Origin of the sequence: Mesotoga sp. BH458_6_3_2_1, from assembly GCF_003664995.1 — a bacterium.
Classification (GTDB): Bacteria; Thermotogota; Thermotogae; order Petrotogales; family Kosmotogaceae; genus Mesotoga.
The window spans coordinates 420,332-446,067 of sequence record NZ_JFHL01000002.1 but is presented as its reverse complement, the minus strand read 5'-3'; the positions used below and the strand labels follow the sequence as shown (position 1 = coordinate 446,067).

Genomic DNA, 25,736 nt, shown 5'->3' with positions numbered 1-25,736 from the left:
GAAACTAAATTTCATAAAAAAAGAACCGGAGAGGAGTTCTCCGGTTCTTAGTTCTTATGTTAGTTCAATCAGTGGCGTTTTGTGTTTCTCTTTCTGATACGAGTTGCTCCAACTCTGAAACTATTGAATCTATCTCGGCTTGAGCCTCTTCAGAAGGTTCGATTACCATTAGCTTTTCGAAGTAACTTAGCCTTTTGTTCAGTTTTTCCTCTATCCAGTCAGGGCTGTAATCAAGATCGAGTGAAAGAGAGTTGTTCCTTATGAGTATGTAAAGAATATTGGCCTTCAATTCACTAGAGATTTCTCTATCGACCATACTTTCTAGACCAATTTCGATTTCTTCGATTGTGCTGAATACGTAATCTACGAAACTCTGACCGTAATTGCTTAACTGCTGCTGAAGAAGGTCCTGGTTCATGAAGGTATTTTCCAATTCTTCAAGCAGTGAACTGTAATGAGTCGCGGCAACCTCGGGATCATCGCTATCAATCTCGTACATCATCTGAACAACCATTCCGCGCTTTTCTCCGATCTCGAAGAGTCTTCGGATTGCAGTTTCGTAGTTCGGACTGTCTGTGTAGCCAAGCATTTCAGACAACTCTATGAACACCGCATAATCCAACGGAGATTCTTCTGCAAGAGATTCTTCACCGAATATCTTTGCGGCCATTTCAACAAAGAATTCGTTCGCCGCTTCCTCAGTTGCGATGGCATCAGTATAATCCTTGTAGAAAAGCAGTTCACTATCTAGAATCTCATAGTCGAAATCGTTTTGGTCAATGTAGTTCTCTATCCAACGACTATAAGTATCGTTCTGGTAACCTGCAACGAAGTCGTTGTAACTGGGCGAATTCATCATGTCTTCAAGACTGTCAATTTCGGTTCTCTCCTCGACAATTATCAAATGATATCCGAATTCACTTTCAACAGGACCGTAGAGTTTGCCTATCGGGGCGGAAAGGATTGCTTCTTCAAATTCGGGGACTGTTTGTCCCTTCTGAAGAGATCCTAGATCTCCCCCATTAACCGCCGTTCCCGAATCAATCGAATACTGCAAAGCGGCTTCTGCAAAAGTGATCTCGCCGCCTTCAATTCGATTCATGAGATCGGTTGCGGTTGCTTCATCACTTACCAGTATGTGCCTTGCCCTAATTGTCTCAAACTGGGTCTTAATTTCCGTCTTGAACTCCTCAAAATAGACTGCAAGAGCTTCATCATTCAACGGTGCAACGGATTCTTGAACAAGCTCAGATTTCAGCGTCGCAAAGACATAACTTCTCATCTCTAACCTGAAGGCTTCAAGAGAGCCGTAGATTGCTTCAATTTGCTGTAGCACCTCCGGATTTGATGTGTATGTCTCCATCATCGCATCTGTTTCAGCATCGACTTCTTCGTCCGAAGGAAGTAAATTGTTTTCTTCAGCGTAGTAATCAATAAGCTTCTCATCAACTATGTATGGTATTATCATCGTTTTCAAGCCGATTTCACTAGGAACATAGTAGCTGTCAAAGTATGGATCAAGCGCTATTCCCTGACTTGCTGCATTTGCAATCGTTGCTTCGAATGCTTGTTGAATATCTTCCTTTGTTATCCAGAACTCTTCCGAAACTGGTTCTCCAGCCTTCGTAATCCTAACGGCGTACTCAGCTCCGAGTAGGGCTATCGAGAGAACAGCCACCAGGAAAACTAGTATAAACTTCTTCAAAATTATTCCCCCTCGTGTATTAGGTACATTCATGATAACATTTCATTGAAAAGGGTGTGTCACAAGAGGTGAATATTTTGAAGAAAACTGACCTTGATCTGGAGAGCCTCAACTCAGCATCATGGAAGTGGCTGAATTCCGAAGAGTCGATAATATCTGGTGGTGAGAAGTCGCGACAGCCTCAAGCGTTTTATTTTTTTGCGAATGAACAAAATCATTCATATTGCAGAAGATACAACAAAGTAGTGAATTTTAGAAGAGATGTCGAGGATATTGGGCTTTGTGACAAATGCGGAATGAGATTTCGGACTTATAGAGCCGCTCAAATCTGTATATTTGCACCTGCTGAACCTTACTTCACAATCGATTCTCGAGATGACGGCAAAGCGATTGAAGAATTCCCTGACAAGGATCTTGCGGAAAAGGGTGTAAGTGACTTCGAGAGCAAGAGCTGGCAATAAAGAGCTTTCAAAATTTGAGCATTCGGAGCATATTTGCTCTCATTGAGCATGGAGAAGATAGGAATCATATGGTAAAGTTAGATTGAATCTTATGATTAAACCTTCTTGGTTCGCATCAAGAGATTCCCTGGTCAAATAGTATATCTTTTTGTTCCTTTCGAAATAAAGGTTTACCATCATTTCTTTGATTCCTGGAGGTGGACAGTGAAGAACTTGTCAAAAACGTTATTGTTGTTTGTTGCAGCCATTTTTGTTGTCTTTTCCATTTCTTCGTGCATCGTTGTGGATAATCCGGTTGTCGTTAGGGTTCCCTTTGAAGAACTGAAGGGCGGTGCTTATTATGGGGGCGGTCTCCTTTTTTCGCCTTCAGACATGTCGATTTCGCACCTGGGAGAGGGAACTCTGATTGCATTCCAGGATCTTACAATGGAGTGGACACTTGAAGAAGGTTCTTCTATCGCGGAGAGAAACTATGGTTATCTCTACATCAAATCCATAGATACGACTGGTATCGAATATGAGTATCTGATTTACGATTCGGAAGGTGCAATTGTAAAACATGTTGACTCCATTTTTCAGCCGGTTTCTGTAGGATCTCAGGATTTCTCGAGCTCATCTGATGTTGATTTCTTCTCCGGCGTCTCATACCATTCTGCCGCCGGCATGCAGGATCCAGATATTAGCAATGGGTACCTTCTAACCTTCAGACATGATATACCCGATGGAGAGAATTCCGCCCCAATTTCTTTCAGAAAAGTCCTTTTCAGAGTTCAGCAACCGCCAATGGTTTCCTCGACCAGATTTCCCAGAGGCGTAATTGCAGTGAGCAATTCTATACCTAGATCACTTGTGATAAACTCTTCTCTACTTGTTCAAGAACCCTCTGAAATCGAAAATCAAATCGTGTTTTCGAGGACGTCTTCTATCCCTCGTTTTTCTCCCGGTGACTACATCTTTGACACAATAAAAGACTCTTTGAGAAGAGTTGTTTCGGTGAATGATACTGACCCTTCAAGAGTAACACTAGAAACGGAAGAAGCTTTTGTTGAAGAGGCTCTGGGTACGTTAATACTGAACATTGAGGGTGATGTATCAGAAATCATAGAGAAATTTGGATCCGAAAGTGATCGTTCCTTTGCAGAGAGTGTAACAACAAACCTGATTAAGAAAGAATGGGAAGTATCTATCATTGATGATGATGAGATGAAAGCTGCAATAAAGAATAAACTGGTTCTTGACGCGAATATCAGTCTTGACTTTCATCTTTCGTGGAACAAATTCAGCTCAAATGGAACGCTTCGCTTTCCGGCAACTGTTTCTTCGATACTGGAAATAGTTGGAAAGGAAGGGTTCGAGATTGAAAAAACCAAGAAGGTTGCTGAACCAAAGGTAAGCATAAGTGTATGCGGCATTCCCGTAAAAGTCAGCATACCGATTGAGCTATTCTATGGAATGGAAACGCAGATCGAGAGCATTGATCTTCAATTCGGTCCAGAGATAGAGGTTTATCCGAAGTTCCATTACGAAGTCGAAGCAAAAATAGACTTCCACGGAGCTCATGGAAAGAGTTATTCAAGGGGTTCAATAGACTACAATTCAGTTTTTGTTGATAAGATCGATTTCGAAGGATCTCCTGAAATAGAAGGAAGGTTTGGCTTCAAGTTCCATCCGGGAGTAACTATCGCTTGTGTCCTTCGTCCGGAGATGGAGATGCCAGTCGGTTTCTCTGCAAAAGTAAATGAATCGAAGGCTGAACTTGATTTTGAGACTGAAGGCCATATAATGATCAAGTTGGATCTTTTATTCTATAAGCATACTTTTGCAAAGACAAAGGTCTTCAGCCAGACGAAGAATATTTATTCAAAAGAGTTCTGACAACTGTTCAGAAAGCTTTTTATAGTAGTTATCTTGTTAATGCCAGGAAATTCGAGAAAATAACCCTGCAAAATAAATCGAGGGCATCATCAAAGAATAGAGGTTGTATTTAGAAGTATAGAAGAATTTCAGGCATAAGAGAATGAACACGGGCATCCCGAAGCATTGCCTGCAGAGGGATGCCCTCTATTAACGAACTATCTCAGATATGAATACTCATTCCATTTACGCCTTCAAGCGCACCAAGTACTGTCTCTGATAGCGTTGGATGAGGGTGTATTGAGTTCTCAAGCTCTTCGATCGTTAGCCCATTCTTGACAGCTATTACTCCTTCCATAATCAGCTCCGTCGCAGATGGCGAAACTATGCTCATACCGAGAACCTTTCCGCTTTCCTTATCCGCGATTACCTTCACAAACCCTGTGTTTTCTAGTACAGTCCTTGCCCTGCCATTAGCACTCAAAGGGAACTTAGCGATACTTACTCTCTCCATATCTTCAACATCGTCCTCTCTTATCCCGGTCGATCCTACCTCCGGACTGGAGAAGATGATTGAAGGAACTGCAGAGTAATCCATTTCCATTACTTCTCCGACAATGTTGTGAGCCGCTACTATACCCTCATAGCTGGCAACATGAGCAAGCATTATTCCGGCTCTAATATCCCCTATTGCATAAACACCTTGAACGTTTGTTTGCATTCGGCTGTTCGTAACAATTCCCCTTTCAATTTCCAGACCAAGCTTTCTCACATCTTCGGTTATGGAGGGTCTCCTGCCAACTGCGACAAGAACTTTCTCGGCCTGAAGAGAGAGCTCTTGTTCACCTTCTGCATTGAGAATAAAAGAACATTCTTCTCTTTCCACCTCAGTGACCTTAGTCTTTTCTATTATCTCGACTCCCTTTCTTGTCAAAGACTTCCGTATATCGTCAGCAATGTCGCTGTCTTCATAGGGCAGTATGTGATCTGCCAGCTCAACAATAGTCGTCTTAACTCCTAATGAACTGAAAAATGTTGCAAACTCAACTCCTATGACACCCCCGCCAACAATTACGAGACTTTCAGGCATTTCTTCCATACGAAAAACGTCATTGCTTGTCCAGATTCCTTCGACTTCACTGAACGGCCTAAACATAGAGGGTTCTGATCCACTAGCTATAACTATATTATTTGTATCCAGAATCTCCCCGTTCTGCTCCAGAAGGACGTGCTTTGGATCCTTTATCACGGCCGTGTCATTGTAGAAATCAACTTCGTTCTTCTTTAGAAGGTGCTCAATTCCTTTTCTAGACATCGTGATCGTTCTATTCATGTGAGACATGATTTTCTTCAGATCATAATTAAGACCGGTTATCTCGATTCCAAGTCTCTTTGACTTGTCAACTATCTCGGTGTACAAATGGGCAGAAGTCAGCATCGCTTTCGTCGGAATACAGCCCCAGTTTGTGCAGGTCCCACCGAGATATTCCTTTTCAACGAGTGCGACTTTCTTTCCCAGCTGTGCTATTCTTATTGCACATACATAGCCGCCAGGTCCACCGCCAATTACAACCGCATCAAGCATTTTCTCTCCTCCTTATGTAGATCTTTATATCACCGTATTTATCAGCTATCTTTTTGATTATCTCATGGCCTTCTTTCTGAATAGACACAGGAATTCTCTCCCCCGAAAGTGGGTAATCTACAATAACAAGCAATACTTCTTCGGGGTTCATGTTTTCCAGAGTCTTTCTTGCTTGAATATCCGGAATCGGGCAAGATTCACCTCTCATATCAAGAAGCTGGTCAGGCTCGATGATGTCAAGCTCTCCTCCCAGGTAATAACTGCATATTCCCTCCGAGCAGGCAATCGCGTTGAAACCCTTTGCTTCCGTTATGAAAGAAATCGCCTCGTCCAGCATTCTGAAAATGTGAGGAGAACTGAAGTCGAATCTCTCAACACCATGCAAATGAGTTGAAGTCAGTATACCAAGCTTCTTCATTTGCTGTAGATGTCTGTATACAGTTGACAAATCAATTTGAAGTAGCGACGCAATTTCTGAAGCAGTTAGAAAGTTATCCATCAGCATCGTAACTATTTCAATTCTTGTCTGATTTGAGAAAGTCCGAAACAAATCCGGAAGCTTCATTGACAACCCAAATCCCTCCAGTAGAAAGAGGTGCACGTCTGAACGAAGTGCACCTCGAAAATCGCACAATTATCGCCTAGCCTATTGACTTTTCACATTCCTCAACTATGTCAATAAAGCCTTCGTAAGTAATCAGAGGTACAGAGACGTCACTAGCCGAGTATCCTCTGGCTTCAACATCGTCCTTAAGAGCAAAGACCTCCGCCTTTGTGGTCAATTCGTTCAATGCCCAGAAAACACCGTCCTGAATTAGGACAACCTTGTCGCCTTCTTTCGCCGCGTTGATCTTGATTCTATCGGCAGAATTATTGGGCCCATTTTTCACAACTATTAAATACATACCAGACACCTCACATAAATACTACGTTGTCAAAATCGTGGAAGAAGTCTCCAAGATCAGCTTCTCCAATCAGCTTTGCATTGAAGCTTTCTTCGATCTCCTTAACTTTGAATCTCTCCACATGTTCTCTGACACCGTATACCGCAGTCTCGTATCTCTTGATAAACCTAAAACACATGGAAATCGAGAGTAGGCCAAGACATTCAGGCTTAGTTTTCTTTGAAAGAGCAACAGTTGCCTCTTCCATTAGGAGAACGGATGGTTCAATATCCTCGCCATACATTCCGAACGCAGTTCTAAATGCTTCGTTTACCCAAATAGAACCTGCTGGCGCCTGATATACAACGAAAAGTATCTTCTTATCCATAAAGCACCTCACGCCATCAGGTTAACAAACCTGTCACTGTTGAAAATCAGTGAAGCCAGTTCGGGAAGACCACTGGGATTCGAACCTTCGATAATCATATCTTTGGTTACACCTCTGTAGTCCATGCATATTCCACAGATCTCAACTTTCAAACCTTTTTCTTTTATCATAGATTCCAATTTTCTGGGGATATCTCTGTCTACTCTTATAGGCTTGACCTTACTGTTTATAGAAAGGATTGAGTCTGCAAATAGAAATATCGTAACTTCATGTCCCTTGTTAAGGCCGGCTTCAGCAATCTTTATTGCTGAATCAAGATCCTCATATGAGTAAGGTGGTGCGAAAACTTGAATTGTTATTCTCAAAAGAGACGCCTCACTTTCTGTATAGTATATAGGCCATTGTCCAGTTGCCAAGTATCAAGAACACACTAGCGATTATAGAAGAGATTGCGAGAGTTGGAAGACCGGCAAGAAAATGACCTATATTACAACCGCCTGCCAGACTGGCTCCAGCTCCCATCATCGTGCCGCCGATCATCACAACAAGATAAGTCTTGGGATTCTTGGGCATTCTCAGTTTGAACTCTTTGGCAAGAAGTGAAGCGATGAGAGCGCCAAGAATGATACCGATTATTTCGAATCCGTCCCATCTAAGAGGCTGATTGCTGATGTAAGAATCAAATATTGAGACCCAGCCACCGGTGATACCGAATCCGTAGTTTCTCCCTGCAGCCTCACTTGTTATCCATGCAATGGGAGAGAGAATAGCAAGAGAAACCGCAGCAACCTTCCAGTTGAACTTAGTCTTTCTCTCTGTTGTCTTTGTCCCCAATGTATACCACAGAAGAACCGCAGCTAGTATCACTGCAGGGATCCAGGGATTGATATTGAGGACCGTTGCAAGAGTCGGACCAACCTTGTCAAGGTAGACAGAGGAATTGGCATCGACGGAAACATTAAATTGAGAAGCCCATGTTCTTATAGGTGAAAACACTCCGCCGCGCATTGCCATTGCACCAATTCCGTAGAATACTGCAGCGATCATTGCAGTTGTCATTCCTTCTCCCGATCTGTACGTTACACCAGACGCACAACCACCGGCTAGCACCATACCCAGGCCAAATACGTAAGCCCCAACAATATTGCCGAAAAGATTCAGTGTTGGTGGTGCAATCTTTATCCAACCCATTTGGGCAACAAAGAGAACTGTGATCATTTGCAGACCGACAGCAAGAAAACCTAATTTCCAAAGGTAGTTATCCTTGAAGAGCAAAACATCTCTAAACGCTGAGTTAAAACACACTCTTCCTCTCTGAAGAATTATTCCAAAAACGAGACCAACTAAGAGACCCGTCCAGGCCATGTCATCTCACCCCTTTTTCACTTTACCTTGATGTATATCTTCCACTCGCTGTTACCGACTTCCTCCACTTCGAGAACTTCATGTCCCATTCCCTTGACTGCTTCGGGAATTCTTTCCATCGACATAGCGTAATCGATCCAGACTTCAAGTATCTCTCCAGATTTCATCTTCTTAAGAGCTCGCTTTGTCTCAACGTCTGGTACAGGGCAAACCTCGCCTCTCACATCCACCGATTTTGTCACTTCATACTTCGCCATCTTCATCCTCCATTCAATGTGATTTACTTCACAATATTTCTTGAAAACTCTTTGCCTCCACCTTTAAACCAGATCGGCAGTTTATTGCATTCAGAAAGAATCTTCAACAAAATGATAAATGCGAACTATTTCCGTATAATTGCTATATAATTCCAACTTGGTAACGGAACACTTTGCAAAATATTCATATTCGGACTCCGATTTCGAAGTAGAATTGAAGTTATTAGTCGAGGAGGTCATCGTGGAAAGAGGATACGTTCAGATCTATACGGGTGATGGCAAAGGCAAGACTACTGCAGCAGTCGGTCTGTCGGTAAGAGCGGCACTTGCGGGAGAGAAGGTATTCATTGGTCAGTTTATCAAGGGCATGAAGTACAGTGAACTCTCATTACCCAATTACATAGACAGAATTGTCATTGAGCAGTTCGGAAGGAGATGTTTCATAAAGAATAATCCTGAAAGCCAAGATCTCGAAGCGGCCCGAAATGGACTTGCAAGAGCAAGAGCAAGAGAGATTATTATTGGAAGAGAGTTTGGAGTTGTTGTACTGGACGAGATTTTCATCGCCCACTACTATAGACTGATTTCTACTGAAGACATCAGGAGATTGATTTCGTCAAAGCCTGAAGAGACAGAGCTTGTTTTAACTGGAAGGAAAGCACCTTCAGAAATTCTCGATGAGGCAGATCTCGTTACTGAAATGAAAGAGATCAAGCACTACTATTCAGCGGGAGTACAGGCGAGAGAGGGAATCGAGTATTGAAAAAGTTGAGAGACCGTCAGATAAACTTCCAGGACCTCAGGGCCCTGATTCTTGACTTGGATGGAACTTTGCTGGATGACACCAAAGAGATCTCTGATTTCTCCCTTGAGGCAATTGAGAAACTCAAGAAAAATGAGATAAAGATTGCAGTTTTCACTGGTCGAGACTACTTAATGGCACGTGAATATCTCAACGTTCTGGATCTTGAAGGACCCCATGCCCTTCAGAATGGAGCTTTTCTCATTAAAGGGAAAGGTGAGATAATTGCGAAACGTTTGGTTGATGGAAACATTTCATCTTTCTTGCTTGAACTCGCACCCACTTTGGGGTGTGATATTCTTGCGAGAACAGATTCTCAAGATGTTCCTGATTGGTTTCATGAGGGCGATTTTGTGATCAACCCATATCTCCCTTTCCTTCAGAGTAACGAACACAGAATTACAATGGTTGACGATCTTTCCGAAGCAATAGCCAAAAGGAGACTCCTACAGTTAGATATTACGGGAGATTTCGAGGTTCTGACTCGCGTTTTGGCCGAGATCAAAGCAAATTTTGAAGGTCATTTCAGCTACTCGTTAATAAGAACCTCTGATGATACAGGGTTCTTAGATGTATATTGGTCTCGGGTTGAGAGCGGTGGAATCCGCAAAGAAATCACATCAATGGTTTCGAACTGGGGACTGCTTTCTATATACGATGGATCAGTCTCCAAAGGTATTGCGTTCAATGCCTTTCTAGACTATCATGGACTGTCCAGTGAGGAAGTAGCGTTCATTGGAGATCACTATGCGGATATCCCCCTTCTACAGAGAGTTGGGCTTGCCGTGGCAGTAGAGAACGCATTTCCAGAAGTGAAAGCCGTATGTGATTACGTAACTCACTCAAACACCAATGATGGCGTCGCTTATGCAATCAATGAAGTCTTTTTTCGAAAGGAAAATGAACCTCGAAAATTGTGAAGCTGCCTATCGCACGTTCGATGAAATTCTCAGAAAAGGAACTCATCTTGAACAGTCGGTCTGATTTTCAAAAACCACTGCGAAGATGTTAGAATTCAAAGTGAAGCCATCTAGATTGGAATTACAATTGAATTTTGAACCAACGTTTGTATTTTTATTTCCCAAGAATGAGAGATGAGCCAGTTTTGTCATTAGATGAATCAACAGACTTTAATCTCGACCTTATTGATGAAGCGGTCATGATGGTTGATCCCACTGGAAGAATTTCCTTCCAAAATCTTTCTTCGAAAAAGTGCTTCGGTGATGTTGTTGGCAAAGAGTACCATATTCTCTTCGGTTCTAGCGATTTGTTTATAGACCATGCCGGTTCTGTGTGGAGCGTCTCCTCATATTTCGACAAAAGCAAATTCTGTGATGTCAAGATTTTGAAGAAGGCAAATAGGATTAACATGGAGTCTTTAGTTGAAAAGGAGAAGCCAGGAAGTGCGAACGACAACTTTGAAGAAGATCTCAAGAATCCGGCTTCCTATTCAATAACTTCAACCGCTATTCCCCATTTTGAAACTAACAGTGGATTCAGCAGTCTATTCAGAAAAGTCTTTGAAGAACTGTTCGTAGGAGCTGCGATCTTTTCCGTCGACAGGACTTGCGAAAAGATTACTCCTTTAGCGAAGAACCTCGCTTTTGAACTTAACCGACTGGCACGGCTCCCCATTATAGAGGGTATAGCTCTAGCGAGACCAATGAGCAAGGCCGATCATCTGTATTTGCAGGCGCTGAGAAGAGTTGCGAAGACGGGAAGGCAGGAGAGAATTGTGCTTTCTGAGCAAGCCTATCACGAGGAGGTCTGGATAAAACCGATTTCCAACAGAGAGTTAGTGAGCATACACAGAGAGATCACTGCCGAAATTAATGACCTTACTGAGTTAGCTAATACAAGAAGCATAATCGATACAGTTGATCAGGCACTGATTTCTACAGATGAAAGAGGAGTGGTTATCCTTACCAACAGAGCCGCCGAGAAGCTTTTCGGAAGAAAGAGAGATCAGATTATCGGGAGAGACGTGTTCAACTTCGTAGAAGTGAGAGGTAATCGAAATGAGAATAGACTGATTAATAATGGTAGGAGAGGTGATAAACGTTTTTTGATAGTCACTCGGGGTGATGGATCGCGAGTAGAAGTCGAAGCTTTGGTGACGGAGATTGATGCCTCCCAATCTGAAGGATCTGGAGGAAGAATTGTTTATTCCTTTGCTCACTCCAGTTCTGATCATGTCATTCCCGAATCGACTGAGAAAACTATTAAGAGCCTTATTGAGACTCTCTCAACAGTGGTTGAGGTTAGAGATCCATATACTGCCGGTCACCAACGAAGGGTCAGCAAACTTGCTACGGCAATAGCAACCGAGATGGGACTCAACTCGGATCAAATAGATACTGTACGTGAGGGCGCACTTCTCCATGATATTGGTAAGATTTCTGTGCCAACTGAGATACTTAGCAAACCGGGGCGTCTCACGGAAAATGAATGGTTCCTAATTCAAAGTCATAGTGAAGCAGGTTTTAGGATGCTGGAAAGAATCGAATTACCGTGGCCAGTATCAAGCATCGTACGTCAGCACCATGAACGGCTTGACGGTTCCGGATATCCCCAGGGGTTGAGGGGTAAGGAAATTCCTTTTGAAACGAGAGTCGTAACGGTTGCAGATGTGTTTGAAGCAATTGTATCTCACAGGCCATACAGGCCTGCACATGAAACTTCAGCGGCGATTTCTGAACTTACTGAAGGGGCGGGCAAACTCTACGACCCTGACGTTGTTGATTGCTGTCTATCGCTAGTAGGGAGTGGATTCTCCCTAGATTAGAAGTCTTTCGAACCAATGCTGATTCATTACTTATTATCAAGAGGAGGATCAGTAACTTCCAGTTTCGAGAAATTCTACTTTCGATTCGAAAGAGCATCGACTCAATCCCATATAGCACTTTCTATAGCCGCAATTCCCATTGATCTTATGCAAAAAGCGATTGCATGGATCTCGACCAGCAGAAAGGGAAGTTCTCGAAGTACGTCTGTAAAACGGGACAATCATCAGGCTCGAAATCATGACGAATGTTGCTGGAAACTTCAGATGACTGCCTCGTGAAATAAGCCCATCTCTATACGGCGTCTGTTTATGTGAAGAAGAGAAGCTCATCTAGGATCACGGGGTAGTTTCTGAAGAAACAAATCGCTTATCACTTCCTGAACCACCCCCTTTTGTGGATGAAAAACAACATTATGAGAACGACTATTGCCATTGCAATCAAGACTGCGGGGTAAGCCCACTTCACAGAGAGCTCAGGCATATAATGAAAATTCATTCCGTAGAGGCCGGCAATGAATGACAGGGGTATGAAGATGGTAGAGATAACTGTCAGCACTTTCATTATCTCGTTCATTCTGTTACTGGTCGAAGAAAGGTATAGATTCATCAGCTCCGATGCAAGATCTCGACTCAGATCAAGCATGTCTATCGACTGCATTACGTGGTCATATACGTCTCTGAAATAAAGCGAAATCTGGTCTCCAAAGTACTTGCTTTCGTCTCTTGAAATACGCCCAATCGCGTCCCTGGTAGGCCAAAGAAGCCTCTTCAAATGAGCTAGTCTATGCTTCAGTACATATAACTCCTTGAGCTTTTCCCTGGCCACTTTTTCCATGAGCTCATCTTCAAGGTTCTCAAGCTCGTTGCCTAGTTCCTGCAATACAGGGAAGTAGTTATCAACGATAGTATCAACTATGGCGTAAGCCGTGTAATCGTTACTCATATTTCTTATCTGAGCGTTCCTCCGTATCCTCTTCCTAACAGGGTCTAGAACGTCTCCGTACCTTTCCTGGAAAGTCAGCACGAAAGTCTCTCCAACAAAAACGCTTACTTGCTCTGTCACAAGAGAACTATCATCCATTCGCAACATAGGAAGGCAGAGAAAAACACAGTTCTCATATTCGTCAACCTTAGGGATTTGCGGAACATTCGTAACATCTTCAAGGGCCAGAGGATGGAGAGAAAAGATGTCGCCAAGCTTTCGAATTAGCGTTTCATCTCCTAATCCTTGAACGTCAACCCAGTGAACCTTTCCTCTCTCGAAAACTATTGACTTCAGTTCGTCCAAGTTCTCAATGATTTCTTCTCTAAGATAGTCTCCGTCGAATTCGATAAGCCTGATCTCTGGAAAGGGAGCCTTTTCGTCAATATTGAGACTTCCAGGTACTGAACCAAGCGGTGGCTTCCTCTTCTTGAAAAGACCCTTTTGATTCATCTGCGCACCTCCACTGTAGAAAAAACAGAAGAACTCGCTATATTGCCTCCTTGATTCTAGCACTGAGTCTAATGAAAAAGGTTCTTCAACAACTTCGTTTCTTTAAGAAAGAGGCTGTCAGAGGGTTCTGCGATTTGCATCTTTAGGAGTATATTTGGATCGTAGCCAGGAAATTGGAGTTCTAGGAGGGAAAGATGAGAAAGGTCTTCGTGCTGTTCAACGCCGCTTTTTTTATTTCAACACTCTTTTCTTCAATCGATACTGTAAAAATCGGGGAGTATCCCACTTCTCAGAAAAACATCAAAGAAAGCTTCAACTATTCCATCTATTATGAGCATCACATAGGCGATTGCGGGATAAAGTCAATGTTCTTTGCAGCACTGTTTAGATCTATAGGTATCCCGGCAAGAACACTTGGTGGGTTTCAGATTTTCTCGGGTCAGCTGGGCTCACAATTCCCGGACGTATTCTCTCTGCCAAACTACGGTTGGGTACCCGTCGACACTTCGGCAGGACAGATCGTGAACAACGCTCCAAATGTTGCCGATGATGAGCGAAAAGCACTCATTGCCTTTTTTTGGGAATTAAGAACTTCTAAGGATGATTGTCCAGAATTAGATGGACTGGAACTGGAAGAAGGGCCTTTTGATATCCAATGCCTTGGTCTTGCCATGCAGTTGCCATTTATTGATTGTGAAATCGGGAATGAAGATCTTTTTGTTTCTTTTGCTGTCCTGGAAGGATTTTCAATGAATTCAACTCTGATTCGTTAGGATGCGGGAATCCAAAGTCTCCTGAAATCCAGAGAAGTTTAGAATCTCAATCTATTTTCCAACTGAAGAGAGGTGAGTCAGTATGAAAGCTTCAAAGGTATGTTTGCTCTTTATCTTTATAATGGTTGTTGGTGTTTCTTTTGCATGTACGACACTTATTGTAACTAAGGGTGCGAGTGCTGATGGATCAATGATTGTTGCTCATTCAGACGACAACGACCTGGCCGATCAGAGAATAGTCTATGTACCTGCCCAGGATCATGAACCCGGGTCATTTAGACCGGTTTACTGCACGGCAGTCGCGATAGGAGAATTTTCTCAGTATAACAGCTTCATTTATCCAAGGATTGTATCGGACAGAGCTCCTGGTTATGATACATCTAGCTATCCAGCTTCAATTCCAATTGGAATGATCCCCCAAGTAGCACACACATATGCCTATTTCGATGGCTCATACGGCATAATGAACGAACATCAACTGATGTTTGGGGAATGCACTAACGGAGCAAAGGTTCAGATCGGTCCCGAACCTGGCAGAAGAATTTTCTACTCCTCGGAGCTTTCTCGAGTAGCTCTGGAACGGTGCAAGACTGCTCGAGAAGCAGTTGAAATGATTGGTTTCTTGATTGAAGAATATGGGTACTACGGTACAGGTGAAACACTGCCTGTTGCAGATCCAAACGAAGCATGGATCATTGAAATGGCTCCTTCTCCTGAAGGTACGGGAGGGCTTTGGGTTGCAAAGAAGGTCCCCGACGGAGAAGTCTTCGTGGCTGCAAACCAATTCCGAATAAGGGAAATTGATCCCGAAGACTCGAATATCCTTTTCGGAAAGACTCTTCACGAAGTTGCAGAGAAATTCGGATGGTGGAATCCCGAAGAAGGCCTTCTTGACTGGCTGAAAACTGTGAGTCTTGGAGAGTACAATCACCCATACTACTCGTTGAGGAGAGTATGGCGTCTCTTCTCCTTAATCTCTCCCAGCCTAAACCTTTCTCCCTGGGTAGAAGATGGTTTCACAAGAGAATACCCATTCTCGATAAAACCGGACAGGAGACTATCAGCGCATGACGTAATGAACTTATATCGGGACCACTATGAAGGAACGGAGTTCGACTTGACAAAAGGGATTGCCGCCGGTCCATTTGGTTATCCAGACAGATTCTACGGTCGCTACGACGGGCAAGGTGATGTTGGTGATCCTTCTCGCCAACTTGAAGGTGCTTGGGAAAGGCCTGTATCAGTGACGTATTGTGGATACACTTTCGTGTGTCAGGGAAGGGAATGGCTTCCAGATCCCATTGGAGGAATAATGTGGTTAGGTTTAGATAAACCTGCCGATACTTGTTTCACTCCCTTCTACGCAGGAGTAAGCAATCTTCCTGATTCTATTCAAGTCTGCGATACTTCACAGTTCAGCAGGGACAGTGCCTGGTGGGCGTTCAACTTCGTGTCCAATTGGGCCGCTCTGAAGTATAGTTACATGCATGAAGAAATCAAACTAATGCAACAGAAATATGAAACGCTTTCTCTAAGTCGCCTTCCGGAAATCGAAGCAAGTGTTGCCACGATGCTTCCGACAAAACCAAGGGAGGCTGCTGACTACCTCTCGAGATTCTGTTCAAGAAACTCTCAGGAAATTGTCCAGGCCTGGTGGGAATTCTCTGAGTATTTGATAGTGAAGTATAACGATGGTTTCATTAGTGAGAAAGGCAACATGGCTCAGCCAACAGGTTATTCAGAAGCATGGCTAGAAGAAACGGATTGGTCTGAAGGACCGACCTCTTACGAGAAGAAATGAAACATCTCATCCCTCCAAAAGAAGGGCTATTCCACGCCCTCTCTTGGAGGGGTGTACTTTATTCCGATATTCCATGCTTTTCCAAGGTACATACCTATAGACCAGTAGGAGTTGTCGTAGACAGAGAACGTCACCGGACTGATCTTCCTTATGTCTGGAAGACCGTCGACAATACACGACTCTGCACAATATGTTTGGATGACTTCACCGACAAATGTCACGTGTACTGCACCGAATTCGAGACTACTGACCAACTTGCATTCCATGTTCAAAGGCGCTTCTTCGATCATTGGAACGCTTCCGGTTTTTCCAACGAAGGTGTTGAAAAGCTCTGACTTGTCGGTGGTCTTTCCGGAGTAGATTCCCATGTAATCTACACCTCTGAGCATGTCAAGAGATGGTACATTCACACTGAAGTAACCCGACTCCTTTATATTCTTGCAACTTAGTCTAGTTTTCGCTAAAGAAATCTGGAGCATTGGCGGCTGAACCTCTACTACCCCACAAAAGGCCACTGTGGTGTAATTGGGCCTCTCTTCGTTCATCGTACCAATCACTACTAATGGCATGGGGTAAAGATATATTCCCTGTCCAATTCTGTCCTTCAATCGATTCACCATTCTTTCTCGAAAGTCATCAACGAAACATGATCACAATGCCTGATGATGTGAATTTTCCGTAAATCCATTGTACTCGATTTTTTCTAAAAAAAGCAACCCATCTCTTGCTGAGAATTCTCAGATAATCACCTGATCTGCCACAAGGATTCCGAAGAAAGATTGCGCGAAATTTATGGAAAATTACTTAAGAGACTGTATATGGTTTATGCTGATTGTATAATTGGCTGTAGAGAGAAAAAGGAGGGATTTTGTGGAAAACATTTATGACGATGTTGTCTGGGTTGACTTTGATACTCTAGAAGCCTTCATGAAAGATGTTTTTGTAGGTGTCGGCGTTCCTGAAAAGGATGCAAGTGTTTGTGCCAATGTTCTCATTACTTCAGACAAGAGAGGGATCGACTCACACGGCATAGGAAGACTAAAGCCCATCTACGTGGATAGAATCCGGTCAGGAACTCAAAGTCCCGTCACAGAGTTTGAGATAATTAGGGAAAGCCCCACGACGGCCGTGGTTGACGGACACAACGGGATGGGACACGTAATTGCTTACAGATCAATGAAGCTCGCGATTGAGAAGGCGAAAACCTATGGAATGGGAATGGTGGTAGTACGCAACTCGACACACTACGGAATAGCCGGCTATTATCCAATGATGGCCATTGAAGAGGGCATGATAGGAATTACTGGCACGAATGCCCGTCCATCTATTGCACCAACTTTTGGAGTGGAAAATATGCTGGGAACTAATCCACTCACTTTCGGGATTCCAACAGACGAAGACTTCCCCTTTGTTCTGGACTGCGCTACTTCTGTCGCTCAAAGAGGAAAGATTGAAGTCTATGCCAGAGCAGGCAAGGAGCTGCCAGAAGGTTGGGTTATTGGTCTTGATGGCAAACCAAGAACCGACACTGAGCAAATCCTGATTGATCTGACAAAAGGAGAAGCCGCTTTGACTCCGCTAGGAGGTATCGGCGAGGAGACTGCCGGATACAAGGGCTATGGCTACGCAACAGTAGTTGAGATTCTTTCTGCTGCTTTGCAGGCAGGCAGCTATTTGAAGATGCTGACAGGTGTGGGACCTAAGAATGAAAAGAGACCCATTCCAATAGGTCATTTCTTTATAGCAATAGACATCGAGCCGTTCACTCCAGTGAACGAATTCAAGAAACTCGCTGGTGATATCCTCAGAGAGCTTAGGGCATCGAAAAAGGCTCCCGGGCAGGAAAGGATATATACAGCTGGCGAGAAGGAATACCTCGCATGGATATCAAGAAAGGACAAAGGAGCCCCTTTGAATGAGATCTTGAGGAAACAACTAGTACAGCTCAGAAATGAGCTGGGGCTTGATAAATACAGATTTAGCTGGGAATAACGACGCACCGGGAGGTGAGCTGTCCGTTAAGGACTTATCAGATGAAAATTGGAGTTATCGGATTTGGAGCAGCCTCAATAGGCTTCTTAAGCGAAGTTATTGATGAGAATCATGAGATTCACATTCTGGAACGCTCAAAGGATATTTTTAGTTCAAGCATAAGTGGAATAAGGTCGGATGGGAAGATTTTCGTATCAGATACTATGGGCGGTGATATGGAGATTCCGCTCTATATTCAAAGAAGTGTAGTCGATTTCTATCTGGAGAAACTGTGCTCCGAAGACAAACTCGTTGTCAAAACAGGCACATCCTTTGACAGAAAATCCTCATTTTTTAACCTCTTCTATGAAAAGGGTTTTGAACCTGTGAACTCTAAGTTCTGGCATATAGGGACCGATAAACTGGGTTCGGTTCTTACAAGGATTTTCGACGAATTCTCGCAGAAGAAGAACGTCCACTTTCACTTTGGCTCGAGAGTCGATGAAATCGACATTGAAAAGGAAAGAATTGTTCTTAGAGGAGAGGGATTCGAAGCCGAGTTTGATTATGTGGTTGTTGCTGTGGGCAGAAGCGGTCACTCGCTTATAAAAAAGGTTACAGGGCGATATCCGGAAATCGTTGCATCAAGTAATACAGTAGACATTGGAATCAGATTTGAGCTTCCCGATCATGTGGTTGAAGAGATCAATAATGAGATGTATGAATTCAAAGTTCGATTGAAGGCCAGGACAGGATATACAGTGAGAACTTTCTGTAACAATCCATCTGGAAAGGTCGTTCTGGAGAACTACGATGATTTTGTGACCGTGAACGGCCACTCCAATTCCGGAGGGAGTTCAGAGAGCACCAACTTCGCAATACTTTGCACAACACGTTTCACCGAACCTTTTCGCGATCCAATTGGTTACGGCTCATATATAAGCAGATTGAGCAATATACTTGCCGGTGGCAGGAAAGTGATTCTTCAAACTTATGAGGATTTCATACAGACGAAGAGAACAAAGAGATTGGGGAGGGTAAAACCTACGTTACCGGAAAGCGATTTCATTCTGGGGGACATTAACCTTGTTTTACCCAGAAGAATATCTGTTTCCATTACTGAGTTTATTGAGAAACTCAGTGAGGTAATTCCTGGAATATCCTATCCCGACAATCTTATGTATGCCGTTGAAGTCAAGTTTTACTCAAACAAGATAAACAACGGTCGATACAAGAATCTGAAATTCATCGGTGATTGCAGTGGTCACACAAGATCCATAACATATGCAACCGGTCACGGAAAGCTCTTAGGTTCTTCTCTCAAATAGGAATTTCATTGAAACGACTTCCAATGAGACAAACGCTTGGTGGAAGAGCTTTTTCGTCATCTTGTCGAATGACGCGGGTTGCTACACTTTCAACCCACCAACGCGAGGTCAATGAGTGCAAATTGAGTAATAAAACTGAAAGAGACAATGCTGGAAATTTGGATACTAGAAACTCAAATGGAGTAATACATGACAGCTTGCGGTGGTATTGTAGGTTGTAGGTCAAGGACCTGTTTTTGCCGAGTAGTTTGATACCCTTGAAAACCGAAGTAGCGAGTGCTAAATGTAATGTATACGCAAATAAAAATATACATGTTTACTGAACCATTGGTTCAATGTTGGGGTCTCATTTGTTGAAATACCGAGATGAAAGACAAATCGATTCCAGCAAGATAGCAAGGCCAGTGCAAAGCACACCTACACCCTTTTAAGTGCAACCTGTCCTCATAGCACCCAAATTATGTATGGAAGATCAACCGGAAGGGTCCGATCGTAGATCGGACCTTTGTTTTGAAGGGAGGATCTAGTGTTGAAGGTAGTAAACACAATCGTCTTTTTGGGCACAGGAAATCTGAGTATTACAGGTTCTTTCTACAGAGACTTGATAGGACTTGAATTGTTTAGAGATCAGGGGAAATGTTGGATTTTCTTCACTGCCAACGGCGGTATGATTGGTTTTTGTAATCATCTTCAAGTAAATGCTGGAGAAGATAATCCAATAATTACTTTGCTCACCGACGAAGTCGATGAATTCTACGAAAAATTGACCAAATTGGGTGTTGAATGCACCGAGCCGACCGTAAACGAGAAGTTCAATATCTATCATTTTTTCACAAGGGATCCCGATGGTTATCGTTTGGAGATTCAGAGGTTTCTTGACTGATCGGTTGGACTGTTCTTGAACGGCCATGAATGGTAGAATTGAGTGAAAATTCAATTCAGGGTGATAGATTTGAGAAGGATAGCTATATTAGCTACTTTGCTTTTTTCTCTTGTTGCATATGGCACAGAGTACGTGCCAGATAGCAAGGCTTTCAGCGCTACTTCGTTGGCAGTTAGTCCAGATGGGGAGAGACTTGTTTCCGGATATATTGATAATACAATCAAAGTGTGGAGCCTCTTAGATGGAAGATTGACTCATAATCTTACTTTTAACAGCGCCTGGGTAACTTCAGTTGCTGTCTCTTCAGACGGAAAGCTGGGAATCGCGGGCTATGACGACGGAATAATTATCGTTTGGGACCTTCTAACAGGAAAAAAGATTAAGTCTTTGAGCAGTCACACCAGTGCAGTAAACGACTTGATTGTAACTGAAGACGGTAAGACGCTTTATTCATGCAGCTCAGATGCAACGGTGAAGATATGGTCGCTCTCAAGTCTATCCTTCATAAGAACTCTCAGAGGCCATTCCGGGTCCGTACACTCCATTATCGATTGGCCTGAACAGAATCGTCTATACTCAGCTTCTAAAGATGGAACTCTTAGAATATGGGATACATCAAGTGGACAGCAAGTTAAGGTTATCAGAGCAGATATCGGACCACTTACCGCAGTATCTATGGATAAAGATAGATCAGTTCTTCTAATTGGATCTGAGGCGGGCCATCTGAGATCATATGATGTCAAAACCTGGTCCCCCCTGAAGACATCGAGAGTTCACAACGCAGAGCTTACAAAGATTCTCGTCGACAACGGGTTAATCTACACAGCATCCTCAGACAGAACAATAAAGAGTCTTTCCTTTCCTTCTTTCACTCTTGTGCATATGATAACGGGTCACAACTGGGATGTAACAGAGATAGTCCTTTCAAATGATGGTCATGTGCTTTACTCGTCTTCCACGGATGGGACATTGAAAATATGGGATATTGAAAAAGCCTCTCCAATAGGAACATTGATAGGGTTTGGTGACGGCGAGTATTTCTCTTATAATTCCAACGGCAATTGGGTTTCTTCAGTACTTGCAACTGAGAGAGTAACTACTGTCGAAGGAGCTAAACCTGTGGAAGTTGCGAGAGAGCTCAGTTCACTTCTTCTCCAGCTAGATAAGTTGCCGAAAATCTACACTCCCGCTCTTCTTAGTATAAGCATAGAGAAAGACACGGTGGATTTTTCAGTCTCCACGCCTGTAAAGAAAGTGACAGTGAATGAAGAAGAAGTGGAAATCGGTGAAGATGGAGAAGTTGTGTTTAGCCCCGATGGAGCAGGCGACTACATGATCCGAGCTTATGACGATTCCGGTTCCTACGACGAACGAACTGTAACCATTCTATTTGAAGAAACCGTGATGTACGTAGTAGAAGAAATCGGCACATATAAGAGAGGCGACAGGGTAATCATTGACGATTTTCGTGAAGTGGCATTCCTTGTAAATGGAGAGTGGCTTGACAGAGACTGCTTTTCGAGAGTCGCTCCTGATGTTGAACCACCTCTAATAACCGGCGACAAAGTGCAGAAGGTTTCGATCGGCGATACCAAGTATCTGAAGTTGTCCGTCTCCGACAACAGCACAGTGACTTTGATCGAAATTATTGGCCCAGACCTTGCCGTGACTCCTCTTGAAGTAAATTCAGTTTTGGCCGAAATTGAAACTGAAGTTCAGGGAACGGGCGAATATACTGTCAATGCATACGATCAAGATGGAAACAAAGCGACGTTAACATTCTCATTAGAAGCTGAAGCAAGAAGTTTCTGGGTTTCCAGAGAGCATGAAAGTCTGGGATTTGGGCAGGAAGTCAAAGTTACCGAAGAAGGCGAAGACTGTTATTTTGTTTACGGTTACGGCTGGTTAGAAAAAGAGTATCTATCCAGAAGACCGGTTTCGACTGGAGATCCAGTAATCAGTGGAGAACCAGTTCAGCATGCTGTTTCGGGTAATGAAAGGATCCTAAGCTTCACAGTTAGCGACGACGTTAACGTAAAAGAGGTTGTTGTTTCCGGAAAGACCTACCCAGTAAATGAAAGAGAAAAGGAAATGCACATTATGGTAAGCGAATACGGTGAACATCTTGTAATTGTAAATGATGTTGAGGGCAATTCAGCTCGAGCATTGTTCACTCTCTCAGCCCCTCCAGAAAATGAAAGGGATGGTGGCAAGATCTGGTACTGGTTGATTCCGATTGTGATAATAATTCCTTTGGTTCTTCTCCTGACAGCAAAGTCTTCAAAAAAGAAGACACGGAAGATAAGGCTTTGATTTGATGATGAAGAGAATACTGCTTGCCGCAATAGTCGGTTTCGCCGTCCTCGCAGTTGTCTCAGGCTTCGGACTGCTTAACGGACAAAGTGCAGATTTCGAAGTTTTGGAGTTTGGTAGTGTAACAGTAGAATACGGCGAGCTACTATCACTACCAGTTGTAGACATCGTAAGAAGCAATGGAACGGCCCTTGCCTTTTCAGTAGTAGGAGAGAAAGGAAGAATAGAGAACGATCTTCTTTTGATTGATACTAAATCTCTAAGCTGCCCCAAAGACAGAGTGGAGATCGTTGTACAGTCGGAAAGATCGAGATCTGTTGTTCCCATTGAGATTGTAGTAGCAAATCCACCTCTGTCCCCTGCTCTTGCAATCAAAAACCAGAAGCTCTTTGAAGGAGAGTCTCTAGAGATTGACTTGAAAGAGCTTACCACTTCAGATTCAGAAGACATATTTTTCGAAATCGTCAGTGGCGTGGGCGAAATTCAGGGTGCTGAATATCGATACACCGCTGGGCATCGAGAGGCCCCTGTTGCGCACAGAGTAACTATTAAAGCAATTGACAACTTGGGACAGTGGCACTGCGAAACCTTTAACATAATCGTAATGGACAAGAACCACTGGCCAGAAGAACCTTACTCTCCTTATCCCATCGATGGTGTTGAGGATTTCATGAATAATTTGATTCTCTCATGGAAGTGCGAAGACCCCGATGGAGACAGCCTTTCTTATACTCTCTACTTTGGGTCCGAAAAACTGGAAGTCCTGGCCGGACAAATCGCGGACACCACCTACACCTTACCTTCTCTTGAACCGGATACTGAATACAGTTGGCAGGTTGTGGCTGACGATGGAAAGGGTGGATTGATTAGAAGCCCAATCTGGTCATTCAAAACAAAAAGGATTCCCAAATTGGAATGGAAGAGGGTTATTGGTAATGACGGAAGAGACAGCTTCACTAAAATCAGGCCTCTTTCAGATGGTGGCTTCATTCTTGCGGGTTCTGCGGATGCTGGACTAGCTTCGGATTCCTCAGCAAAAGTCCTTTCAAGAGCAGGATGGGTTGTGAAACTTGACGGAAATGGCTATTTTGCCTGGCAAAAGAAGTTCGATATGGGCTGGACCGAGTTCAATGACATAATACAAACCTACGATAAGGGATTTCTGGTGGTAGGCAAAAGCCACGCCTCAATTGGTCTCGGATCTGGGGAAGAATCTTCACTGCTAGCCATCAAACTCGATAGATACGCAAATGAAAGCTGGAGATTCAGAATTGGAGGAAATCACAACGAAGCAGTCGCAGTCGTTGAGATCGAGGACGGATACTTAATTTTGGGAACGAAATCCTCACATGAAAGCGCAGGAAAGAGCGTCGTTCTGATAAAACTTGATAGGTCAGGATCGGAAGTCTGGCAAAAATCATTTGGTGGGAGCTCCTTTGAACGGGCAGTCGACTTCAATCTTGACCCTAACGGAGACATAGTGATCGTTGCAGAAACAACTTCAATGGATGGAGAAGCCGAAGGGAATAGCGGAAGCCACTTATCGATTAACGGATTGACTCTGGAGTTCTCATCGGTTCTGGTGATCAAAGTCAGCATTAATGGTGAGCTCCTTTGGGCCAAAGTTCTTGGTGGAGAGTGTGAGGATTCACCTTCCTCTGTGAAGGTGGCCTCAAACGGGGATATATTTGTTGTAGGTTCAACCAGCTCCACCAGAGGTGCTTTCTCTAGGAAAACTTCCGATTATGATGGATTCATAATAAAACTATCAGAAGAGGGAGAAGTTTTGTGGACTAAATGCTTAGGAGGCAAAGGCAACGACTTTCTTGAAGATTTTTATTTCACTCCTTCTGGTGGCGTTCAAGCAGTCGGATTCTCGGAGTCAAATCTGGAAAGAAAAGGTTTGGAAAACACTCCCTTGAAAAGATCTGGATTAGCTTATAGCGACATCTGGCTCCTGCAGCTTGATGTTGACGGGAATTTGCTTTGGGAAGAATATCTTGGCGGAGAACTGGAAGATGTTAGCCTAGCAGTCGCAAGTTCAGGCGACGGATTTGCTTTAACAGGTTTCTCTGCATCGAGTGACGGGGATTTAGGCTCTAATAAAGGGAATTATGATGCTTTCGTCTTCTATCTCGAATAATCAGCTGTAGAACTGCCACTTCAAACCTTCCCTTTTCGCTGCAAATACAGATGAAAGGCAGTTGCTAAAGAGAGCGTCTGTACTCTCCCCATCTACGGGAAACTGACAGATTCCAATCACGACAGATGGCGCAATTTCTGTGTCATTGACTACAACGGGTCTTTCCAAAGCTGATAACAAGGAAATGGCTGTCGAAGAAACTTCCTTCCTGACGCTCAAATCCATTACGATAACAAAGACATCATCCATGACCCTGAAAAACTCTGCTTTTGGAACTGCTTTTGCAAGTCTTCTGCTAATTCTCTGTAGAATGATATCTGCGGTCCTTTTGCCAAACATTGCAACTGTTTCCTTAGAATCTGATAATGTGACACATATAATCGAAAAGGAGCTCCCAGTAACTCTTGCAGTATGAATTTTGCAGGCAAGATGAGTGTGCAGAGAGCTCTCATTTCCAAATCCGGAGAGAGAATCAAGGTACGACATATCTCTTAAAGCGTTTCGAATACTTGTAGATTCGCTGTTGTCAATCATAGTAATCAAATATGATAGTTTATTTGAAATCCCAAGAAAGAAAATGTTGACAGACAACTGTGATCTTCGAGTCTGAATTGAATCGCTTAGGTCGAAAGACGCATAACTTACCTCTCCGTTGATTAACGAACTGAGTCTTGCAGAACCGGAGTCGTTCAACAAGTTGAATAAACTGGAGAAATCTATTACATCTTGCTTCATAAAGCTTAACTCATAGAAATAATCAGAAGTCAGCTTTCTCCATTCACTGTTCTCGACAACTACTTTCCCCTCGGTCGAAAGAATTGCCGAAGCTTCGTGAGTTCCCTCAAGCAAGCGTTCGGCAATCTGCACTGCCTCGTTAGTTTCTCTCTCTCTGGTTTCCACAGGCCACCTCACATCACGGATCTTGATTCTTATAAATGATCTAATGCAATACTATGCCAAGAAAGAGGTTGATCGATCATTGCTAGAGGCGTAGAATTTTACT

Annotated in this window: 23 protein-coding genes; 12 read left to right on the top strand and 11 right to left on the bottom strand. The window is 43.3% G+C overall.

Annotated features, from left to right (window positions below; translation table 11 throughout):
- Positions 1 to 64 precede the first annotated feature (64 nt).
- Complete coding sequence (locus Y697_RS02430; protein WP_121550104.1) at positions 65 to 1,705, bottom strand: peptidylprolyl isomerase; 1,641 nt, start codon at positions 1,703 to 1,705, stop codon at positions 65 to 67.
- Positions 1,706 to 1,782: 77 nt separating this feature from the next.
- Between Y697_RS02430 and Y697_RS02425 the strand changes: the two genes are divergently transcribed.
- Both Y697_RS02425 and Y697_RS02420 read left to right on the top strand, forming a co-directional pair.
- The gene (locus tag Y697_RS02425; RefSeq protein ID WP_121550103.1) at positions 1,783 to 2,166 is read left to right on the top strand and encodes a hypothetical protein; all 384 of its coding nucleotides are present in this window, start codon (positions 1,783 to 1,785) and stop codon (positions 2,164 to 2,166) included.
- A 204-nt stretch (positions 2,167 to 2,370) separates the two neighbouring features.
- The gene (locus Y697_RS02420) at positions 2,371 to 4,041 is read left to right on the top strand and encodes a hypothetical protein (protein ID WP_121550102.1); all 1,671 of its coding nucleotides are present in this window, start codon (positions 2,371 to 2,373) and stop codon (positions 4,039 to 4,041) included.
- 202 nt (positions 4,042 to 4,243) lie between these two features.
- Here Y697_RS02420 and lpdA read toward each other — a convergent pair whose 3' ends face one another.
- From lpdA to Y697_RS02385, 7 genes are all read right to left on the bottom strand, one after another.
- Complete coding sequence (gene lpdA, locus Y697_RS02415; protein WP_121550101.1) at positions 4,244 to 5,605, bottom strand: dihydrolipoyl dehydrogenase; 1,362 nt, start codon at positions 5,603 to 5,605, stop codon at positions 4,244 to 4,246.
- The gene (locus Y697_RS02410) at positions 5,598 to 6,170 is read right to left on the bottom strand and encodes a sulfurtransferase TusA family protein (RefSeq protein ID WP_259462296.1); all 573 of its coding nucleotides are present in this window, start codon (positions 6,168 to 6,170) and stop codon (positions 5,598 to 5,600) included. The genes lpdA and Y697_RS02410 overlap by 8 nt, the downstream gene beginning before the upstream one ends.
- 76 nt (positions 6,171 to 6,246) lie before the next feature.
- Positions 6,247 to 6,510 carry a sulfurtransferase complex subunit TusB gene (gene tusB / locus Y697_RS02405; RefSeq protein WP_121550099.1) on the bottom strand — a complete coding sequence of 88 codons (264 nt, stop codon included), beginning with the start codon at positions 6,508 to 6,510 and terminating at the stop codon, positions 6,247 to 6,249.
- 10 nt (positions 6,511 to 6,520) lie between these two features.
- The gene (locus Y697_RS02400) at positions 6,521 to 6,877 is read right to left on the bottom strand and encodes a hypothetical protein (protein WP_006492249.1); all 357 of its coding nucleotides are present in this window, start codon (positions 6,875 to 6,877) and stop codon (positions 6,521 to 6,523) included.
- An 8-nt stretch (positions 6,878 to 6,885) separates the two neighbouring features.
- The gene (locus tag Y697_RS02395; protein WP_006492248.1) at positions 6,886 to 7,242 is read right to left on the bottom strand and encodes a DsrE/DsrF/TusD sulfur relay family protein; all 357 of its coding nucleotides are present in this window, start codon (positions 7,240 to 7,242) and stop codon (positions 6,886 to 6,888) included.
- 10 nt (positions 7,243 to 7,252) lie between these two features.
- Positions 7,253 to 8,242, bottom strand: a complete 990-nt coding sequence (locus Y697_RS02390) for a YeeE/YedE family protein (protein WP_121550098.1) — start codon at positions 8,240 to 8,242, stop codon at positions 7,253 to 7,255.
- 17 nt (positions 8,243 to 8,259) lie between these two features.
- Positions 8,260 to 8,499: a sulfurtransferase TusA family protein gene (locus tag Y697_RS02385; protein WP_121550097.1), complete on the bottom strand. Its 240-nt coding sequence runs from the start codon at positions 8,497 to 8,499 to the stop codon at positions 8,260 to 8,262.
- A 241-nt stretch (positions 8,500 to 8,740) separates the two neighbouring features.
- Here Y697_RS02385 and Y697_RS02380 point away from each other — a divergent pair, with 241 nt between their 5' ends.
- The 3 genes from Y697_RS02380 (at position 8,741) to Y697_RS02370 (ending at position 12,086) form a co-directional block, all read left to right on the top strand.
- Positions 8,741 to 9,262, top strand: coding sequence for a cob(I)yrinic acid a,c-diamide adenosyltransferase (locus Y697_RS02380; RefSeq protein WP_121550096.1), 522 nt, complete (start codon positions 8,741 to 8,743; stop codon positions 9,260 to 9,262).
- Positions 9,259 to 10,221 carry an HAD hydrolase family protein gene (locus tag Y697_RS02375; RefSeq protein WP_121550095.1) on the top strand — a complete coding sequence of 321 codons (963 nt, stop codon included), beginning with the start codon at positions 9,259 to 9,261 and terminating at the stop codon, positions 10,219 to 10,221. The genes Y697_RS02380 and Y697_RS02375 overlap by 4 nt, the downstream gene beginning before the upstream one ends.
- Positions 10,222 to 10,388: 167 nt before the next feature.
- Positions 10,389 to 12,086, top strand: coding sequence for an HD-GYP domain-containing protein (locus tag Y697_RS02370; RefSeq protein WP_259462270.1), 1,698 nt, complete (start codon positions 10,389 to 10,391; stop codon positions 12,084 to 12,086).
- A gap of 370 nt (positions 12,087 to 12,456) precedes the next feature.
- Here the strand turns inward: Y697_RS02370 and corA are convergent, their stop codons facing one another.
- Positions 12,457 to 13,521, bottom strand: coding sequence for a magnesium/cobalt transporter CorA (corA, locus tag Y697_RS02365; protein ID WP_121550093.1), 1,065 nt, complete (start codon positions 13,519 to 13,521; stop codon positions 12,457 to 12,459).
- A 194-nt stretch (positions 13,522 to 13,715) separates the two neighbouring features.
- Here corA and Y697_RS02360 point away from each other — a divergent pair, with 194 nt between their 5' ends.
- The gene (locus tag Y697_RS02360; RefSeq protein WP_121550092.1) at positions 13,716 to 14,294 is read left to right on the top strand and encodes a transglutaminase-like domain-containing protein; all 579 of its coding nucleotides are present in this window, start codon (positions 13,716 to 13,718) and stop codon (positions 14,292 to 14,294) included.
- An 82-nt stretch (positions 14,295 to 14,376) separates the two neighbouring features.
- Positions 14,377 to 16,095 carry a dipeptidase gene (locus Y697_RS02355; protein WP_121550091.1) on the top strand — a complete coding sequence of 573 codons (1,719 nt, stop codon included), beginning with the start codon at positions 14,377 to 14,379 and terminating at the stop codon, positions 16,093 to 16,095.
- 26 nt (positions 16,096 to 16,121) lie between these two features.
- On the opposite strand, the gene Y697_RS02350 is transcribed toward Y697_RS02355, so the two are convergent.
- On the bottom strand, positions 16,122 to 16,712 hold the full coding sequence (locus Y697_RS02350; RefSeq protein ID WP_259462269.1) for a flavin reductase family protein: 591 nt from the start codon (positions 16,710 to 16,712) through the stop codon (positions 16,122 to 16,124).
- 253 nt (positions 16,713 to 16,965) lie between these two features.
- Between Y697_RS02350 and Y697_RS02345 the strand changes: the two genes are divergently transcribed.
- The 5 genes from Y697_RS02345 (at position 16,966) to Y697_RS02325 (ending at position 24,733) form a co-directional block, all read left to right on the top strand.
- Positions 16,966 to 18,087, top strand: a complete 1,122-nt coding sequence (locus Y697_RS02345) for an Ldh family oxidoreductase (RefSeq protein WP_121550090.1) — start codon at positions 16,966 to 16,968, stop codon at positions 18,085 to 18,087.
- Between the two features lie 41 nt (positions 18,088 to 18,128).
- The gene (locus Y697_RS14540; protein ID WP_183083681.1) at positions 18,129 to 19,394 is read left to right on the top strand and encodes an NAD(P)/FAD-dependent oxidoreductase; all 1,266 of its coding nucleotides are present in this window, start codon (positions 18,129 to 18,131) and stop codon (positions 19,392 to 19,394) included.
- A 529-nt stretch (positions 19,395 to 19,923) separates the two neighbouring features.
- Positions 19,924 to 20,277, top strand: coding sequence for a VOC family protein (locus tag Y697_RS02335; protein ID WP_121550089.1), 354 nt, complete (start codon positions 19,924 to 19,926; stop codon positions 20,275 to 20,277).
- Positions 20,278 to 20,409: 132 nt separating this feature from the next.
- Positions 20,410 to 22,590 (top strand): WD40 repeat domain-containing protein, encoded by a 2,181-nt coding sequence (locus Y697_RS02330; RefSeq protein WP_259462268.1) that lies wholly within the window; start codon positions 20,410 to 20,412, stop codon positions 22,588 to 22,590.
- 7 nt (positions 22,591 to 22,597) lie between these two features.
- Positions 22,598 to 24,733: a fibronectin type III domain-containing protein gene (locus Y697_RS02325; RefSeq protein WP_259462267.1), complete on the top strand. Its 2,136-nt coding sequence runs from the start codon at positions 22,598 to 22,600 to the stop codon at positions 24,731 to 24,733.
- Here Y697_RS02325 and Y697_RS02320 read toward each other — a convergent pair whose 3' ends face one another.
- Positions 24,734 to 25,633: a diguanylate cyclase domain-containing protein gene (locus Y697_RS02320; RefSeq protein ID WP_121550088.1), complete on the bottom strand. Its 900-nt coding sequence runs from the start codon at positions 25,631 to 25,633 to the stop codon at positions 24,734 to 24,736.
- Between the last annotated feature and the right edge of the window lie 103 nt (positions 25,634 to 25,736).

Bases quoted from the DNA above. Each gene is read 5' to 3' on its own strand.
- Y697_RS02400 (WP_006492249.1), bottom strand. From the start codon at position 6,877: ATGGATAAGAAGATACTTTTCGTTGTATATCAGGCGCCAGCAGGTTCT.
- Y697_RS02385 (WP_121550097.1), bottom strand. From the start codon at position 8,499: ATGGCGAAGTATGAAGTGACAAAATCGGTGGATGTGAGAGGCGAGGTT.
- Y697_RS02325 (WP_259462267.1), top strand. From the start codon at position 22,598: ATGAAGAGAATACTGCTTGCCGCAATAGTCGGTTTCGCCGTCCTCGCA.
- Y697_RS02390 (WP_121550098.1), bottom strand. From the start codon at position 8,242: ATGGCCTGGACGGGTCTCTTAGTTGGTCTCGTTTTTGGAATAATTCTT.
- Y697_RS02360 (WP_121550092.1), top strand. From the start codon at position 13,716: ATGAGAAAGGTCTTCGTGCTGTTCAACGCCGCTTTTTTTATTTCAACA.
- corA (WP_121550093.1), bottom strand. From the start codon at position 13,521: ATGAATCAAAAGGGTCTTTTCAAGAAGAGGAAGCCACCGCTTGGTTCA.
- Y697_RS14540 (WP_183083681.1), top strand. From the start codon at position 18,129: ATGAAAATTGGAGTTATCGGATTTGGAGCAGCCTCAATAGGCTTCTTA.
- Y697_RS02355 (WP_121550091.1), top strand. From the start codon at position 14,377: ATGAAAGCTTCAAAGGTATGTTTGCTCTTTATCTTTATAATGGTTGTT.
- Y697_RS02410 (WP_259462296.1), bottom strand. From the start codon at position 6,170: ATGAAGCTTCCGGATTTGTTTCGGACTTTCTCAAATCAGACAAGAATT.
- lpdA (WP_121550101.1), bottom strand. From the start codon at position 5,605: ATGCTTGATGCGGTTGTAATTGGCGGTGGACCTGGCGGCTATGTATGT.
- tusB (WP_121550099.1), bottom strand. From the start codon at position 6,510: ATGTATTTAATAGTTGTGAAAAATGGGCCCAATAATTCTGCCGATAGA.
- Y697_RS02370 (WP_259462270.1), top strand. From the start codon at position 10,389: ATGAGAGATGAGCCAGTTTTGTCATTAGATGAATCAACAGACTTTAAT.